This window comes from Gilvimarinus sp. F26214L, from assembly GCF_054401055.1.
This window is the reverse complement of the sequence record NZ_JBTIYG010000007.1, coordinates 224,668-241,598: the sequence shown is the minus strand read 5'-3', so window position 1 is coordinate 241,598 and position 16,931 is coordinate 224,668. Positions and strand designations below refer to the sequence as shown.

The window sequence follows — 16,931 nt, the reverse complement described above, 5'->3', positions numbered from 1 at the left end:
ATCATGGTCCAGTCAGGCACATCGGTCGATCAGCGGCCACGCTTGAGCAAAGCGGGGGCCGGTCGACTACGCAGCAAACTGTACATGGGGGCCGTCGTCGCGATTCGCCGCAACCCGCTCATCCAGCAGCAGTACGAACGCTTGCTCGCACGAGGAAAGGCTAAAATGAGCGCTCTTGGTGCCGCCATGCGCAAACTGGTGCAGATCGCCTTTGGTGTCTTGAAACACCAAACGGCATACGACCCGCATTGGGCAACATAGCCCGTTGCGGGAAGTTAGGGCAGATGGTATCTACGGGTTGTTCCGCTGCGCACCTTGATCTCTGCAAGGAATGTAGGTTGGGTTAGCGAAGCGTAACCCAACAAAAACCACCTCCGATGCTCCTACCAGGCCCGGCACATCCCGTTCAATTCCCCGCCCCAAGGCTGCGCTGCAGCGCCGCCAGCGCCTGCTTTTCCACATCGGACAATGCAGGCTTCTCTGCACATCGCGGGTCGGTTTTCTGAATGGCCCGAACCATCGCGGGCGTAAATGGCAAAGGGTCGCAGCCGTGGCCCTTTTCACACACCATGTCCCACTGTGGCTCCGCCTTGGCATGGCAGTCCAGACACTTGCCGCCGAACCGGTTGACCACATCCTCAAAGCCCCGCTTGGCAATCTGGCTCCCTCCCGCCGACACCGTCAGCTCGAAGAACTCCCAATCACCGGTCGCGGGGCTGGTGCCCTCGGGCTGCTTTACCATCACCTCCGTGGGCACCAACTGCACCACCGAACCGGCGGGATAGCGCCCCCCGGTGGGCGACTCAGCCACCTCAACAGTCGCCTCAACATCCCCCAACAGGTTGTCCACAAAGAACCCCCGCACCGGCGTCATCTCCGCCAGGCAGGTAAAGCTCTCTTCCGAAATATCGATGCCCTCCTCTGCCGACCCCTGCACAACAAAGCCAACCAGCAGCACCAGGCCCAAAAATGTTCGCCCCACAATCCTCATAAAATGCTCCATTTGTTTTCCAATCAGTTTATTCGTCCACTGTCCCAAATCGCCGGATTCCAAAGTCCACCCCGCGCCTCTCACAAAGCCTCACCACCTGCAGATGCTTGATCTCGCTCGGCAACCCCCATCCCACCTGGTCCTCGTAGGTTGGGTTAGGCGCAGCCGTAACCCAACACATGCACCTCTAACCGGCCAGATCCAACCGGCCAGATTCGGCGCAATCCAATTTATTTTGCGCACAAACTATTTGCACACTCTAAACACTCCAGCTTGCAAGCGCAAACAATTTGCGCGCAAAATAATGTAAATCGCTTCTGGAAAACGACACCATGTCACTGCTGAATCTGGACCTTCAGGTCTGTCACGCCCTGTATTCAAGCACCAACGCGCTAGTGCGCGCTTACCGACCGCTACTGGAGCCCCTGGGCCTCACCTACCCCCAGTACCTGGTCATGATGAGCCTCTGGGAACGGGACGGGGTCAGCATTCGCCATCTGAGCCGCCACACGCGCCTGGACGCAGGCACTCTCACCCCCATCCTCAAGCGTCTGGAAGCGAAGGGCCTGCTGCGGCGGGAGCATTCAAAAGAGGACGAACGGCAGAAGCAGATCGTATTGAGCAAGGAAGGAAAGGAGCTGAAAGCCAGGGCGGAGCAAGTCCCCGAGACCATGGCCTGCCGCTATCTGAAAGACCTGGACAAAGCGCGGAAACTCAGGGAGCTGTGCGAGGAGTTGTACCAGACTCTGGAGCAGAGTGAACCCACCTCCGGCTCACGCTAAACCCGCACCCGCACGATCCCCACCTCCTGGTCCTCGGGCAACCGGGTGTTCCAGCGCAGGAAGTATTCGTGGCTTTGTTCATAGGGCACCTCCAGCACCCCATCAATCTTCTGATCCATCAGGAATTTGGCGCGAGCCGCGCGGCGCTCCGGCAGCTGAAAGACCGGGTCCAGCACCGACCAGTTGATGGCCGGATCGTACCACCAGGCCACATCCACATCCCGGGGCTCCCGTTTGCGGGAGATGAAACTCCCGCCCAGAATGATCCGTTTCACGCCGCTGGCGAACATATTGTCCACCCCCGCCGCCAGCCCCTCGAAAACGTTGCGGCGCGCGTGATTGCCGCGTCCGAAGGCGTAGCGAATCTCGCTCAGATCCAGTTCGTAAGGTTCATTGCGCGGCAGCAGCGTGCCATATCGGGAAAAAAGCAGCTCGTCCATGGTCCCGCATTATTGTTGTTCGTGGGCCTGTGATTTTATACAGAACCGCGCACGCGGGCAGGTTTGAGCCGCAATTCTGTGAAGTGTCCCGGAAAGGGGACCGCCGGAATCAGCCCGCCTCGGAGATGCGCGCGGAATATTGCAAGCTGAAGTGCTCCAACACCCGGTTCACCACATTTGCTGGCGCATTGCGGTAGGCGTGCACTTCGTAACGCTTGAGCTGGCTGAGACTGATCCCCACCTGGTCCGCAAACTCCTGCTGACTCATGCGTTTGGACAGGCGGATCACAATCGGGAATTTGAGGAAATCATCATAGGTATGAAATACGTAGTTGTGCAGATCCGCCCGACAGGCGGCGTCGTATTCCTCAAGTTCGGCGCTCAGGTCCGCGATATGATCGTGAATCTGGGCCCGTGCCATCTCCAGAATATGGGGCGGCACGCCAGCCTTGGCCGGCGCATCCAACTGTGTGCGGAGCGAATCAATCCGCTCCGCCACCGCATTGCGTTGCTGCGTACTGGTGATCATTGCACCTCCCGCCGTTGGGCTTCGATCCCGGCTGCCGGGGCCAGTCAGCATTTGAGCTACCTGCGGGCAGTTTAGCCCCTTTCTCAACATAGTTCAAATGTGAACCATTTCGGGTTGTGGGCGAGCACCAGGCGTCGCGGGTCAGGCCCGGCTTGCCTTTCGCCGGGCCGAAGCCGCGGACAGGAAGCTGGCCACCGCATTGTGAAACTCAACCGGGCATTCGATGTTCGACAGGTGCACGGCATCCAGGACGCACAGTTCCGCGCCGGGGATCGTCTCGGCGATCTGCGTACCATGGCTGGCGAGCGTCACTGTGTCGTGCTGCCCCGCAATCACCAGGGTGGGGCACGAAATCAGCGCATTCGTTCGCCGCAGGTCCGCGTCGCGAACGGCCGCGAATGACCCCGCAAGCCCCAGAGGATCTGTGCTCAGAACCATTCGCCGAAACTCATTCATCAACTCTGTTTCCCGCTCTCGCATCCCAGGAGGAAACCAGTTCCCGAGAAACATTCCCGCGAACTCCGACAAATCCGGTGCTTTATGCACGGCTTCGATTTGCCGGTCCCATTGATCGGCCGGCCCCAGGTAGGGGGATGTATTACACAGGATCAGATGGTCGATCCGCTCCGGCGCATGGACGCCCAACCACTGGCCGATGAAGCCGCCCAGTGACAGACCGCAGAAATGAACACGGGAAAGGCCTAACAGGTCGAGCATTTCCAGCACGTCCCGCCCAAGCCGGTCAAAGGAATAGGCGCCCGGCGTAGCGGCGGATCCGCCATGGCCGCGGGTATCGTAGCGAAGAATACGAAAATCCCCAGAGAGCACCTCCACCACTCCATCCCACATCTCAAGTGTCGTGGCAATGGAGTTTGAAAGCACCAGGACAGGCTTATCCGCAGGCCCATCCCAGCGATAAGCGATTCGGCAGCCATCCCCCAGGGTCAGCAGGTTTCGATCAATCATTGTCATCACTCCGTCAGTTTCATAGAACACACCGCCGGGGGCAGCAGGATCTTCCCGCAGCTCCCGGGGGACGGCCGTGATACTAGGGGCGAACAATGAAAGGCGATATTATAAAGTTTGACTAAACTATGTAATTTTCCCAAACATTTGGGGAGCAACATGACACCATTCACCCTGCACGAGCTCCAATGTTTTGACGCGGTGGTGCGTTGCGGCGGTTTTCAGGCTGCCGCTGACAGCCTGCACCGTTCCCACCCCGCCGTTTTCGCGGCCGTCGGCAAGCTGGAGCGGCAGTTGGGCCTCACCCTGCTGGATCGCAGCGGTTACCGGGTCCAGCCAACCGGAGTTGGCCGGGCCTTCCACCGCCATGCCCGGAACCTGCTGCAGGAAATGGAGCGGCTGCGACTGCACGCCGCCCAACTCGCCATCGGCGAGGAGAGTGAATTGGGAGTAGTGATCGGCGACTTGTGTCCGCGGCCGGAAGCATTGACCCTGCTCGGAAGGTTCTTTGCGCAGAGCACTTCTACACGCATTAACCTGCATTGTGAATCCGTGCGCGGCCCTTGGGAGCGGTTGTTCGCGGATGAAGCTGATCTGATTCTGCACCGAGTGGACAAGAGCGACCCGCGAATCGAATGGATGGATCTCGGCTCGGTGCCCTTTCTACCGGTCGTGGCCCCCGATTTTCTGCCCTTCCCGGTCGGCCCCGCCATAACGCCCGAACAGATGCGCGACTTTACCCAGTGCGTCATTCGCGACTCAGCCCGCCAGTCGGACCCGGTGGATTACTTCATCATTGAGGGCGCGCACCAATGTACTGTCCCCGACCAACTGATCAAGAAAGACATCATCCTGCACGGCATGGCCTGGGGTCACATGCCGCTCTTCCTGATTGAAGACGAGTTGCGCCGCGGGCAGTTGATCTCCATCGAAGGCCGCCACCTGCCCGGCACAGTGGAAGAACTGGTCGCCGCCCGCCGCCGCGACCGACCCCACGGTCCAGTCGCGGAACGCCTGTGGCGCTACCTCGACGAACACTCAACAGAACTGCGCAAGGCAGTACAGGCAGCCTGATACAGCCGGAACCCGCGGGCTGCTCCATCGGCAAGTTTCATGCAGTCAAAAAGATATAAATCAGAACGGCGAAGAGCAGTTGAAAGCCGAGAAGTACCAGCAGATAAAACCATCTGCGGTCGGGACAGCTAAGCCCGACGGAAATCGGGTTCACTCTCATCATAACCACATCTCCTACTCGCACATTCGGAGCGAACCCCAAGCGAAAGAACAGTCCCTGTCTATCCAAAACGTGTTTATTGTTCCCGTACTCGAACTCATAATCCACAACCTTGAACTTCCTTCGACTTGAGGCAATGCTCGGAAATTCTTGAATTCGAGCACCTATGACCTTGCCCTCCACAGTGGGCCAGAACAGGTGCCAAACATAGTAAATAGCATAAGCTATCCCTAATAGACCGGTAATCACCACCAATACTTCGTACATAGTCGGATCGATGCACCTTGGGTAGACTTTATCGCTCGCCCGTCAGAAACCGCTGCAGCAGTGGCGAATTGATAAATACCGCGCAATAACCGGCCGTAATCAGCACCTGGAGAAGCGGGCCTATCATAAAGCGCGTGGATAACAGGACAATAATAAAGAAGGAACTGAATCCCATCAGCAACCCGAAGCCCAGGTAACGAAGTGTCTTCTCGCCACGGCAGCTGACCTTTGCGACGCCCCAGTAGAACGCCACCGCCGTCAAATGCGAGAGGAAAAGCCCGGAAACCAGTTCACCTCGCACATCCACCTCAACCCTCCTCAGGCTAGCCGCTTCATATCAAAGTAGGATGCAAGCAGAAACACCAAGAGACCACTCACGTAGAGAGTGCCGTACTTGATGCGCCCGCCATTTGCCAAGTGATTCTGTGGGACAGTTAGAAATAGGCAGAAGAATGCACCGGCAATCCAGGTCAGCCACGCGTGTTCCAGGAACGAACCGGCCTGGATCACAAATACGATTGTGAAAGTTACCCATCGAAGCAGACCGTTCATACCAATCGCCCGCACGAGAAGTTCGAAACCATGGAAGTAGTGACATGAAATGCCCGTTCCATCAAAGCTCAGGCCACCCGGCTACGCCCTGACCTACGAGATCTGACGCAGAAGGAAAAGGCCGGCAACGACGGAAAAAAGGAGCAAGATCCCGAGCAGAATAAGCCCTTCAAAAAACGGGCGTCGCGGACTGCTCAGCGAAGGAAATGCCTTGCAAACACTCACCCGAAGGTCATCGCCTTTGAGCTTTCGCGGGCCCAGCTCTGCTTTGACGAAGAAACCCTGACGGTTGGAAGTATATTCCTTGCCGTCAAAACGATACTCGTAAACTACCAAGCGATACGCCCTTGGCCCCCTGATTTGGCTGATGTCGGACACTCCTTGGTGTACGCGCACCACCCGAGCGCTGACCACCGGCCAGGTCAAGTACCACCCATAAATCACCACGAACGCCAGCCCGAACAGTGCCAAACCTGCAATAAAAATCACAGCCTCCATGGGTCTCCGGGCGCCCTAAAGCGACAGGATAGCCGGATGAAAACCGAATTGTGCGCCTTTTCAGGTTCCAAGTTCGAACGTATCGTAGATCGGGCAAATGCTAATCATCAAGGAATAGACGAAGTCCAGATCCGTACTCGCCCCTGCAGGCATATCAACGCCAACACCACCACCAGCATTTCAAGCTCTTTCCGCTCCAGGGCCCATGACAGCAAATAACCGCTCCGCCCCGAATCCAGGCTGCAGACGTATGACGTTCCTTCGTACACGAACTTCCGACTGTCCAGCCATACGTGAGGGTTTGGGTCGAGGCACTTATTCCTCTTGAAACGGCCAACTACCCTTCCGTCCTTGAAGAGTATTAATGTTTTCCAAAAGAAAAACCCTGATTTCACCAAGCGGTATTGACTAACACCGTCTGACGCGCGAAATCCATACTCTTGGGTAAGGGGGTGAGTAAAGGTGACACTCCAGAAGAGCTTCCCACCTCTTATAACCTCAAAACTGGCGCTATCACATTTTTCGATGCTGTAGTCCACCTGAACTCCCTAACCCTCGAGGTGTTCTGCGTTCCGACCGACACTACTAGGAACGCCTGCTGATAAGAGCGACTAAAGCTCCAAGTCCAAGCACTCCGGTCACGGTACCGATCAAAAACCATACAGCTGCGCTCAGGCTGTTCCGTCCTGCGATGAACCCGCATAGAGCACCATGACCGATCATATTGAACAGCACAACGGCCCCTATACCCACACGCTCGTATAACATGAGGCTCACACCTGCAATGAACAGGAAATAAATGAGCAAGACTCCGACACGGAACACTGCCTCCATATTAGTTCTCTGGCCTACAGGTAAGATTTTCCAACTGATTTAAGATCATACTCATCAAGAAGCCAATGACTAGCATGAACACGAACCCAATAATCAACCCTATACCTAAAGCTACCAACGCTGCCCCCAGGCCGAGCATGGCCATAGTCGCAAACGTATTGACAATGATAAGGTATCGGGCGCCCCAGATGGAACAATTGGGGTTGCCAGCAATATCGACGATTCCGACTACAAGCGTAAGAACCGCGACTACGCCTTTCACAGCTTCGAGAAAAGCTCCGAACGGGCCTCCTCCCAGCCCATTCAAGAGGTCACCGACGTCAAGACCTATACCCAGGACGTTCAGGAGGGCTTGGATTGCCGAAACCACGGCCGAACCGTTTCCTCCGCCAGCGATCTTATAAGCTCCCGCCCCGGTAACCGGATCAATGATCAGATAGCCCACGCGGTTTCCATTTGCATATACAACAGGTCGCTCGTGTGCCGTCGCAATCTTTCCCACAAGAACTGCATTCCGTATTTCGTTCTCTATGTCGGGATCGAGGTCGATGCTGGACAGCGCGGTCTCCAGATTATCAGCCGTTATTTCCCAAATTCGCTGTCCGCTAGATCCAGCGAGAGCCAGCGCTTTAACCGCGCTGATGCCCTGAGTCGGAGTCGAATCCGTATGGAGCATCTGCTCAGGGACCGCATGCTCCATCGCGCTTGCCCGAATTCCAGAAAGCTGGAGAAAGTCTCGTGCTTGTTTGTCGCTGTTCTCCTTTGAAACGGCCTGTGATGCCAAGTGGTCTACGTCCATCGCCATTCCAACCGAAGTAACGTCTCTGGGAATTCCGAACCAGTAGCTCGTTTGAAGCGCAGTTGAGTAGATTCCGTAGCTCGGAAGACGATAACTGATCACATTAGCAGCTCGAGATTGCTTTTCGTCCTGAACAGTATTTTGAGCGAGATAGGCCTCGATTACTGCGAATAGAATGCTCCCTGTAGTCTCGTGTTTTGTCAGAGTTGATATGACCGCTCCGTCGGCGCTTTGGAGTGTCTCCAATAGCTCCACCAAGCCAAGTTTGCCCTTTTCAAACCGTTGTTTGCTGACACCTTGGTAGCCCAGCCCTATAGTTCTGAACTCGCCCGCCACAGGGTGGTTTACAGCTTGCTCCCATCCTTGGCTCGGTGACCAGAGCGCCAGCGTCTCAAATAACTCGCTCCCCATAGTCCCCGCTTCAGCAGATTGCAGCACCTCGCCGTCATCTGTGAGCTCGACAACCAGATTGATCAGATAGCCAGGCAACGTTTCTGGCAAATCATCAAGAGAATCGTTTTCCATTGGCGTGTAGCTTGCAATGAGGTCCGCGTCAGCAGCCGTTGCAGGTTTGAATGAAATCGCCAGCTTGCTGTTAACCAGCTCTGGCAGTGATCGTTCGAACGTCATCAGGCGAGCACTCTCTGTTCCATAGTGCTCGCTGCCCAGCGTGTATCGAAACTTGTGTCGAACCTGATTAGGAATCTCACTGAAGCTCGACGTTTGTGCGACAAAGCCATAGGGAAGACCAGCCGCAAGTTGAACTATCTCTTTTATTATTATTTTCTCAGATCCCACGATATCGTTAATCGTTGTTTCCCTGGATTGCGAGTTAAGATAGTCTTCGATTTGTTGACGATACTCGTCGAAGGCCGCATTAACTTGCGACTCACCGCTTCCGTGCAGCCATCCTTCTTCGACATTGATCTCTGTAACGTTTTGGACGTCCGCGACCAACCCTTGGGCATCAAAAGGTGCAACACTATCGAGGTCTTGCTTTTCGATATACTCATACTGCTTAAAACTCGCATCCAGCGGAATCCAGCTATCCCCCACCTGGTGTTTGGCGCCGCGGCTGGGCAGGTAGTCGATCCAGGCTTCGACCCAGACGTGCTCCATGCGGATGTGGCTGATTTTCCCTCCACTGACCATGGCCACGTTGGGGATGCCGCCCTGGCCCAGAAGCTGCTGCGCGGCTTCGGGGACTTCAACGCCGCCGACCCAGTTCATGGCCTGGTCAGCCGGTACATCGACGGTGCCGTAGGCATAGCGGGCCGGGATGTTGGAGGCGCGGTACAGGGCGATGAGCAGGCTGGCGGTATCGAAGGCGTTGCCCTTGCCGGTTTGCAGCGTGTAGTCGGCACCCTGAATGGAACCGTAGCTGGGGATAAACTCGATGGTGTTGCGAACCCAGTTGTAGATCTCCACCGGGTCGTGGTTCAGCTCCTCTGCCTTTGCCCTGATCGCATCGGTCAGTTTGACGTCGGGCGTTTCTTCCAGATCTTCAGCCACGGGGCCGCCCGGGTTGCCGAGCATGTCCGGGGTGATGACATTGGTGGCCAGTTGAATGCCCTGGGGCAGCGGCGAGATGCCGGTCACTTGTTGCAGCTCTTCGGCGGTTTCGGCCGGCTTGCGGGTTTTCTTCGGGTCGGGCGTCCCCCAGGGCAGGTTGTCGGGGTCAGTGAACTGATGCCGCTTCTTCAGCTTCTGATCCTTCATGAAGCCGTGCAGGGCCTCTGCCGCCGTCTGCTGCTCCAGCAAACTGCCCGCATTCAGCAGGTTTTGCAGGTGGGCGGTCATATCCGCGTAACGATTGATGTACTGCTCCACCATCGCGTCGTGGCGCTGCAGGATGACCGGCGCTACGCCTTTGTCTTCCAGTGATTCGCGGACCTCCCCGAAATTGAGCACGGCCTGGCGGTGTTCATCTTCCAGCAGGTCCGCCAGTTCACGAATTTGCGCTACATCCTCCAGGGTCAACTGACTGAGGCCAACAAAACTGAGCACCGAGTCCAGCATGCCGCTTTCGTTCTGTACCCGTTCCGCCAGACGAGCCTGCTTGCGCGCGGCAATCTCCTGCACTTTCAGCAGCCCCTGGTTGAGTTTCTGCTCGTTGGTACCGCGCAGAACGATGGCATTGGCCTGACGCTCCCGTTCCAGTTCCTCGCCAATGGCGAAGATCTGGGGAGCCATGAGCGCGTTCACCATCAATACGCAGATGGCCCCCGCGAAAACCCTCAGGCTTCGACGGGGTGTGCGGATTGCTTCCAGAACGGACTGTCCCTGCTGCTGTTGATTGCTCATATCCAATGTCTTCCTGGTTTTTCCAATCGTTTTCCCAAGGTGAATTTGCCCGGAGGGTGGTCGCTTCCCATCGAAGCGACCGGGCTTCACCCCAACAGGCCTCGCGGCCGGATCATCAAAGGTGGCGCTGAACCTGGTAGAGAAGCTCGTCAATGGCAATACGCGCTTCTGCGGAACGGGGGTCTTCGTCACCCTCCAGCTCCTGGGCCGCCTGCAGCAAGGGCTTGATCGCTTTGTCAAAGCGCTGGTCAGCCATGTAGGCGATTCCCGAGTCCAGCTTCTTCGCCGCGAACTTGTACTTGGCGCTGCCGGAGCCATCTGCGACAAGGTCCTGCAGGAGCGCGCGGGCAACGTTCTCCACCGGCTCCCCATAAGGGCGCTGGACGTCCAGTTGCAAGTCCGCGTGGTCGATCATCAGGCTGCGCCGCAGGCCCGCATCGATGTCCACGTCCAGGGTCACCGCCTGCACTGAAGCGGGCATCTCCAGATACAGCAGGTTGAAGGTGGAGCCGGGCGCAGGGAAGTCCCACTGCCACAGCGCGCTGTTTCGGTCCTCGTTCACTTGCAGGGGATAGCGGCTGCCGGTGATGGTCCCGCCGGAGGAGACGGTAAAACGCGCATTGATGCTCGCCACCCGGCTTTCGTTTTCCAGGGTGAGAAGGACCGGCACCGAGCGACCGAAATGAGTGCTCCACTGGTCGGGCTGAATGTGATCCAAGGCATGGAGCAACAGCGCCTCGTGGATCCCCTGAGCCACGGTCGCCAGATCGAGGATGCCGTAGGCAAAGTAGGCGTTGTCGCCGGTGCCGTAGTGGCCGGCCGTCACCGCCGCCCGGCCGTTACCGGTCGCGCAATCGGATTGGGCGGATCGCCCCTCCGAAAAACGCGCCCAGGTGGCAGCTCCGCAATGTGCGAGAGCCAGACCCTGGTTGACCATACCGTCCAGGTACTGCGGGTTCTCGAAGGCGTCCTCGTTCAGAACAATCGATCCGGCTGCCATGTTGCGGCCGGTGAGCTCGATGCCGATGCCCCGCTCCACCTGATTGTTGCGCCGGTTCCAGGCGCCGCCGATCAGCAACCCCACGCCGCTGTTGTGCGCTTCCACCAGCAGTTGCTCGGTTTGCGGAGACAGTTGCACCTTTTCCGAGAACAGGGCGATCGCGCTGTAGATTCCCGAATTGAACTCCGTCGTGAAGTCCCCGGCGTTGTCGACGAGGGTGTAGTCCCAGCCATTCTCCGTGAGTAACTGGTTCAGATAGGCGAGCTGTTCATCCGGCCGGGAGATGAAGTGCGGCGCATCGTGGTCGGGGCTGTCCACCAGCACCAGCAGACGGCCACGACTGGCTAGTTGCAGATGCTGGGTGATGCTCGGGGGATGCAGATAAAAGCCTTTTGCGGCGAGTTCCTGCATCTCTCCGTCAATGCGTGCTGAGAGTACGCACGCGTAGCCGCCGTATTCGGGCAGGTCGTCGCCCAGCAGAACCTGCAGCGTGTGTTCGGCACTGTTGCTGACCGCCACATCTTCCTGCAGAATTTCCTTCACCAGTTCCCCGTCGGAAAGTTTGAGAATCTGGTAAGTGAGGTCTGCGTTCACCGTTGCAGCGTTACTGCGGTTGAGGGTCGCGAACTCACAACTGCGCGGTTCACGGGGGCGCCCCACATCGTAGTGGCTCACCTCCACCTCGCCCAGCAAGGCCTGCAGTTCCGAGCGAACCACCTGGAAGGTGGCCTGGCTGGCAGTGAGTGACTGCCCTTCGGAGCGGATGGTCCAGATCACCTGATAATCACCCGCGGGGCTGTCCGCCAGTGCCAGTTGTACCTGCCGGGTGGCAATTGCGCCGGGGGCAAGGCTGTTCACGGGCAAGCTGCTCTGCTGAATTACCGCGCCTGTGGGGTCGGTCACCACCAGTTCCCCCTGGCCACCCGCGAAGCTGCTGTTCTCCGCAAGGTTGTGAGCGCGGGCGTCGATGATCACCTGATCCCAGGACTGGTAAACGGGCTTGTCCGTGTACACGCTGGAACCCAGGTTCACCGCGGTTCCGTTCTGGGTGACGATGGAGAAAGGCGCGCTGTCCTGACGCAGAACGCGGCCTGAGCTGTCGACAATGGCCGCAACCGCTTCGTACATGCCCACGTGAACGCCGGCCGTGTCGAAGGTGAGGTCGTCCAGCAAGGTGCTGGCCTGGGCCGGAATATCCGCCACACTGAGCGTACCGTAGTCGGTAACCACCGCTTGCTGGTTGTCCCGCACGGTAATGGACACCAGCGCATCCGCAGGCACTTCGCTGAGGTTGTTCACCACGGAGCTGAGCACCGCCTGCTCGTTGGGGCCGTACACGGTCTTGTCCGTCACGATCTCGACTGCGGTCAGAGTGGGAGCGATTTTTACCACCAGCTCCGGCAGTGTCTGGTGTACCTCATCGCCGTTCACATCGTTGTAGTACACATCCACCTGATGGCTGACCAGGCGCTGCTCCCCGGCGCTCACGTTGAACAGAGCCAGGTCGGAGCTGAGGGTTTCCAGTTGCCCCACACTGAAGGTGGGGAAGTGCCAGGTGACCACGGTTTCATCCCCTTCCACGTCCACGCTCTGGGGTGGCAGTGAAAAGGCCGATAAATCGATGGTGTTGTTGCCTGTGGCAATGGTGTCGATGATGCGTACGTTGGAAATCGCCGGCTCGATCACCTCAATGGTTACGGCCACTGGCGATGCGGCGCCGCCGCGGTTGTCGTTGGCCAGGAAGGTGACAATGTGCTCGCCCATGTCTTCCGCGCCCGGCGTCCATTCCAGAATGGCTTCACCCACCGGGCCGCCGGTGACGGTCTGCTCGAATGTGGCTCCGACCGGGAGGCCCACATGGTTGAGGAATACTTCATCTTCCAGGTCCGGGTCCGTGGCCTGTACTACCTGGGTCAGAGTTTGCCCCACCACCGCGAAGATGCGCGAGCCGGCTTCCGGTGTGGGCGGCGTGTCGAATGCCGGACGGGCGTTTGCGCCCTCTTCCTGCAAGTTCAGAATAAAGTCGATTGCCACACTGCTTTTGTGTTGCTCCTCGCTCCAGTCCCCGATGACCACCTGCACCGCGTACAGACCATTGCTGAACGAGTCGCTGCCGTCCCAGGTGAAGATGCCTGTTTCCGGGTCCACCGCCATGCCCGCGGGAATGGAGGAGATGCTGCTCTCCGCCCGGGTCGCCATGCGCCAGCGCAGCGTATCTCCATCCCGATCAACGGCAGGGATCAGAAACTGGCAGTCGTATTTGGAACAGGTAACGATGGGCGGCAGGTTGCTCACGGGCGAGCGGTTGCCGTCCGCCAGGTTTACAAAAGTGCGGACTCGCCAATTGGCATTGCGTGCGTTGCGCAGGCTGCCGATGCGGCAGCAGCCGTCGAACGAAGCCATCCAAGGATTGCCGTTATTGGTTGGAGAGGGATAGGTGTGGCGGACAATCCCGGATTCATTGCCCGGCTGAACCGCTCTCCCGACGATCCAGTCCTCCTGCCGGTTGCGGGCGATCACTTCAAAATTGAAGTTTGCACTGCGCCCGTCACCAAAGCGGAACACGCCGGGCCGAAAGGTCTGGCCGATGTCCGGGTGACTGAAGGCACTGCTGCGAAAGGCCACGGTCAAATTGAAATCCGCCGTGGACGGGGAAATATCCGGCCGCGCCTCGTAAGTGAAGTGCCCGAACCGGAAGTGGCTGGCGCCCGCCGCGCTGGCCCAGGCAAAAAGAAGGACGACCAGCGAGGGGTAAAGGCAGCGTTTGATGAGCCAATGTTCCTTATTCTTCACTGTCGACTCCTTTCACTTCGATGTTGATTTGAACTTCCACGCCTTCGAGCGGTGCCACCTCGTAAGGTGCGAGCGATTGCTGTACATCCAGTCGCGTCGACGGCGGTACGAAAACCTCCCCGGCCTTGATCAGCCCCGGCACCACGCCGGACACAACCTCCGCCTGCAGGGTGTAGCGGCCGCTTTCCGTGAAGTCCTGATTGACGGTCTCCAAGACCTGGCTGTGGTTCACCGTGTCGGGGGCCAGCTCAATGTTGGCCGTACCTTCCGTGATCACCACGCCGGATGGGGTCAGCAAGCGGTAGCGCAGCTCGGTGTTGACCGGCACGTTGGAGCGGTTGAACAGGCTCGCGGTGATCTCCACCTCCGCGCTGGAATCGAGCAGGGCATACTCGGGCGAGGTTCGCAGGTTCAGCGAAGCTATGTCCTCAGTGGCAACGATTTGCGCTTCGCCGCTCAGCTCGGACATGATCTGGCTGGTCGCCGCATCCAGGGCCTGCACGGTGACCTGGTAATCCCCCGGTGGCGTGCGGCCCACGTTCCACCAGCGCTCCAGAGCCACGGTTCGCTCTTCGTGGGGAAGCAGCACTTCAACGGACTCCGCAAGATGCTCCTCGAAGTGGGCGATCTCTTCCTCGCTGGACTGGTCGTCGATGATCGGCAGTTCCACTGCCGGGAAGGAAGTGATCAGCGCACCGCTGCTGTCGGTCACATTCACGTACAGGCGGGCGCGCTGCTCAATGGCCGTTTCGTTGCGCAGGGTCGCCGCGATCTGAACCGGCTCGTAGGCGCCGTAGCCATTCTTGTCCGTCACTACCTGCTTGACGGCGATGCCGCCCATGTCCGCACGGCGCAGAACAATGTCTGCGGTTATGCGGGTGTGCTCGGTCAGGGTAATGAGCTTGCGGCTGAACACGTAGCCGGTGGCGTTCACCGAAATCTCGAACTCCAGCAAATTGATGCCGCTGATTTCGTAAAAGCCATTGGCATCGGTTCGGGCGCTGTTGGGGCCGATCACCACCGAGGCGTTGGCCACGGGCTGGCCGGACCCCATGTCGGTAATCTGGCCGCTCACGGTGGTGGAATCCTGCTCCACCTGGGCGGCCAGTGCGATTTGCCCCAGGTCCGCCGTGGCCCGTTCCGGGACCACAATGGAAGCCTGCACACCCTCGTAGCCACCTTTGGTGAACAACAGGGTCAACTCACCCGCGGCGAGGCCCTCGATAACAAAGCCTCCGCTGGAGTCGGTCGTGGCGCTTGCGTCGGGCGTTGCAACAAGAACCCCTTCCAGCAGCGCGCCCGTATCCGCATCCACAACGGTGCCGAGCACGGTGGACGCCACCGGCTCACCCTCGGAAACCGGCGTAAGGGAAGGTGAGAACACGCTGTGGGTGCCCGCGCGCAGTTCGGTCTGAACGCTGGCCGGGAAGTAACCCGCACTGGTCACCGTCAGAGTCGCCGCACCCGGGGGAACGGTTTGCTGGTAATTACCTTCCACATCACTGGAGGTGGTCAGGCTCGCGTCTCCCAGGTCGATTTCAATCTGCGCTCCGGCGATCGGCGCACCCGTGGATGCATCCCGCACCTGGCCGCTCAACTGTGCCGTTGTGGGAGAAACGTTCAGGCGGATGGTGCCCACGTTGGCCAGTTGCCCCTGGCTCACCGTAAGGCTTTGCACGGCGCTCAGATAACCGGGGGCGCTGTAGGTAAGCTGGTAGGCGCCCGGCTCAAGATTGGCGATGGTAAAGGCGCCGTTGTCGCCGATGTCCGGGCTGACGGAGCTGCCGGACACTTCGATGCTTGCACCGCTGATGGCCGCACCGCTGTCTGCGCTCACCAATTTGCCCGTGATGGAAGCCTTGCTCGGGTCCGCCGGCACAGTGACCGTGCGCAGCAAGTGCACGGCAGCCAAAGCCATGGCGGTCGCGTAGGGGCTTTCATCCCAGTCGCCTTCAATGGACTGGGCAGCGGCCAGCAGCGCGGCTGAATCTTCGTAACGGCTTACGTCCGTAGTGACGGGAACCAACGCGCGCAGGGCCAATGCCGTTTCCCAGTTGTCACCCCAGGCGCCGTCCGCCTGTTGCTGGCTGTACAGATAGTCGATGGCCCCGTTGAGGGACCCGGAGATGTTGTAGCTGAACAGGTGATGCTTCAGCGCGATCACCACCAGTGAGGTTACCGCGACCGAGGACGGTCCGTCGTAACTCACGGAGTAACCGCCGTTCCCGTTCTGCTCCCCCGCGAGGTAGCTGAGCGCGGGGCCCACCACGCTGGCGCCGGCGCCGCCGCTTGCAACCAGTGCGTTCAGTGCGTAGGCCGTATCCATGGGCGTGCTGTCAAAGCCCTGCTGGTGGCCGAACCCGCCGTTGGCATTCTGTCGCGCCAGCAACTGGCTGACGGCCGGCTGGGCATTCTGCCCGGCCAGGGTCTGCAATGTGGCCAGGCGGGAGAGGTATTCCGTGTTGAGGGGTTCGGGCGCAGCGGCAAGGTAGGCCAGCGCGGAGTTCAGGTCCGCCGCGCCGTAATCGAACAAACCGAAGGCATGGGCCGCTTCCGCGGTGGCCTGAAAATCCGTCGCCACGTCCGCGGGTGCGGTAATGGCCCCGTCGGAGCCCTGCTGTACGTCCAGCCAATGGAGGCCCTCTTCGGAGCGATCACCTTCCGATGAGCTATGAACTATTCCTTCATGCGCGACCGAAAAGCTGGAAAAACATGCGCACGTAAGAATCAACAGCCACAAGGCTGGAGTGAAACGCGTTGGCATCACTGCAAAGCTCCCTTTTGTCCTGTTTGGAATTTCCACTTCACCACGGCGAGTGGCGGCTCTTTCTCGCTGAGGATGGCGCGGATTAGAGCACAGAACTTTACAGATGAGCTTGCAGCAACGCGGAATGGTGCGACGTTATAATGCTTTCAGCGCCAGTCAATGTGAACCACTGGGC

General features: G+C 58.8%; 13 protein-coding genes. 3 read left to right on the top strand and 10 right to left on the bottom strand.

The features are described from left to right. Window positions 1-261 (top strand): transposase (locus tag ACURWW_RS10345; protein ID WP_458618486.1); only part of this gene is annotated, 261 nt, incomplete at its 5' end. A 145-nt stretch (window positions 262-406) separates the two neighbouring features. Here the strand turns inward: ACURWW_RS10345 and ACURWW_RS10340 are convergent. Next, window positions 407-1,003 carry a hypothetical protein gene (locus ACURWW_RS10340; protein ID WP_458618485.1) on the bottom strand — a complete coding sequence of 199 codons (597 nt, stop codon included), beginning with the start codon at window positions 1,001-1,003 and terminating at the stop codon, window positions 407-409. Window positions 1,004-1,323: 320 nt separating this feature from the next. On the opposite strand from ACURWW_RS10340, the gene ACURWW_RS10335 reads away from it, so the two are divergent. Beyond that, window positions 1,324-1,773: a MarR family winged helix-turn-helix transcriptional regulator gene (locus ACURWW_RS10335; protein ID WP_445618266.1), complete on the top strand. Its 450-nt coding sequence runs from the start codon at window positions 1,324-1,326 to the stop codon at window positions 1,771-1,773. On the opposite strand, the gene ACURWW_RS10330 is transcribed toward ACURWW_RS10335, so the two are convergent. From ACURWW_RS10330 to ACURWW_RS10320, 3 genes are all read right to left on the bottom strand, one after another. Then, window positions 1,770-2,213 (bottom strand): DUF6932 family protein, encoded by a 444-nt coding sequence (locus tag ACURWW_RS10330; RefSeq protein WP_445618267.1) that lies wholly within the window; start codon window positions 2,211-2,213, stop codon window positions 1,770-1,772. The two genes, ACURWW_RS10335 and ACURWW_RS10330, sit on opposite strands and share 4 nt — an antisense overlap. 109 nt (window positions 2,214-2,322) lie before the next feature. Beyond that, window positions 2,323-2,742 carry a helix-turn-helix domain-containing protein gene (locus ACURWW_RS10325; protein ID WP_445618268.1) on the bottom strand — a complete coding sequence of 140 codons (420 nt, stop codon included), beginning with the start codon at window positions 2,740-2,742 and terminating at the stop codon, window positions 2,323-2,325. 141 nt (window positions 2,743-2,883) lie between these two features. Next, window positions 2,884-3,708, bottom strand: coding sequence for an alpha/beta fold hydrolase (locus ACURWW_RS10320; RefSeq protein WP_445618269.1), 825 nt, complete (start codon window positions 3,706-3,708; stop codon window positions 2,884-2,886). Window positions 3,709-3,867: 159 nt separating this feature from the next. Here ACURWW_RS10320 and ACURWW_RS10315 point away from each other — a divergent pair, with 159 nt between their 5' ends. Beyond that, complete coding sequence (locus tag ACURWW_RS10315; RefSeq protein ID WP_445618270.1) at window positions 3,868-4,782, top strand: LysR family transcriptional regulator; 915 nt, start codon at window positions 3,868-3,870, stop codon at window positions 4,780-4,782. Window positions 4,783-4,819: 37 nt separating this feature from the next. On the opposite strand, the gene ACURWW_RS10310 is transcribed toward ACURWW_RS10315, so the two are convergent. From ACURWW_RS10310 to ACURWW_RS10285, 6 genes are all read right to left on the bottom strand, one after another. Beyond that, window positions 4,820-5,209: a hypothetical protein gene (locus tag ACURWW_RS10310; protein WP_445618271.1), complete on the bottom strand. Its 390-nt coding sequence runs from the start codon at window positions 5,207-5,209 to the stop codon at window positions 4,820-4,822. A gap of 28 nt (window positions 5,210-5,237) precedes the next feature. Then, complete coding sequence (locus ACURWW_RS10305; RefSeq protein WP_445618272.1) at window positions 5,238-5,510, bottom strand: hypothetical protein; 273 nt, start codon at window positions 5,508-5,510, stop codon at window positions 5,238-5,240. A 344-nt stretch (window positions 5,511-5,854) separates the two neighbouring features. Next, on the bottom strand, window positions 5,855-6,259 hold the full coding sequence (locus ACURWW_RS10300) for a hypothetical protein (protein WP_445618273.1): 405 nt from the start codon (window positions 6,257-6,259) through the stop codon (window positions 5,855-5,857). A gap of 835 nt (window positions 6,260-7,094) precedes the next feature. Next, window positions 7,095-10,388, bottom strand: coding sequence for a transglutaminase-like domain-containing protein (locus ACURWW_RS10295; protein ID WP_445618274.1), 3,294 nt, complete (start codon window positions 10,386-10,388; stop codon window positions 7,095-7,097). After that, the gene (locus tag ACURWW_RS10290; RefSeq protein ID WP_445618275.1) at window positions 10,312-13,989 is read right to left on the bottom strand and encodes a COG1470 family protein; all 3,678 of its coding nucleotides are present in this window, start codon (window positions 13,987-13,989) and stop codon (window positions 10,312-10,314) included. Before ACURWW_RS10290 ends, ACURWW_RS10295 begins: the two co-directional genes overlap by 77 nt. Next, the gene (locus ACURWW_RS10285; protein ID WP_445618284.1) at window positions 13,979-16,753 is read right to left on the bottom strand and encodes a carboxypeptidase regulatory-like domain-containing protein; all 2,775 of its coding nucleotides are present in this window, start codon (window positions 16,751-16,753) and stop codon (window positions 13,979-13,981) included. The genes ACURWW_RS10290 and ACURWW_RS10285 overlap by 11 nt, the downstream gene beginning before the upstream one ends. Window positions 16,754-16,931 lie beyond the last annotated feature (178 nt).

Coding starts and splice junctions, on each gene's coding strand:
- ACURWW_RS10300 (WP_445618273.1), bottom strand. CDS start 6,259: ATGGAGGCTGTGATTTTTATTGCAGGTTTGGCACTGTTCGGGCTGGCG.
- ACURWW_RS10320 (WP_445618269.1), bottom strand. CDS start 3,708: ATGATTGATCGAAACCTGCTGACCCTGGGGGATGGCTGCCGAATCGCT.
- ACURWW_RS10310 (WP_445618271.1), bottom strand. CDS start 5,209: ATGTACGAAGTATTGGTGGTGATTACCGGTCTATTAGGGATAGCTTAT.
- ACURWW_RS10285 (WP_445618284.1), bottom strand. CDS start 16,753: ATGCCAACGCGTTTCACTCCAGCCTTGTGGCTGTTGATTCTTACGTGC.
- ACURWW_RS10330 (WP_445618267.1), bottom strand. CDS start 2,213: ATGGACGAGCTGCTTTTTTCCCGATATGGCACGCTGCTGCCGCGCAAT.
- ACURWW_RS10340 (WP_458618485.1), bottom strand. CDS start 1,003: ATGGAGCATTTTATGAGGATTGTGGGGCGAACATTTTTGGGCCTGGTG.
- ACURWW_RS10335 (WP_445618266.1), top strand. CDS start 1,324: ATGTCACTGCTGAATCTGGACCTTCAGGTCTGTCACGCCCTGTATTCA.
- ACURWW_RS10325 (WP_445618268.1), bottom strand. CDS start 2,742: ATGATCACCAGTACGCAGCAACGCAATGCGGTGGCGGAGCGGATTGAT.
- ACURWW_RS10315 (WP_445618270.1), top strand. CDS start 3,868: ATGACACCATTCACCCTGCACGAGCTCCAATGTTTTGACGCGGTGGTG.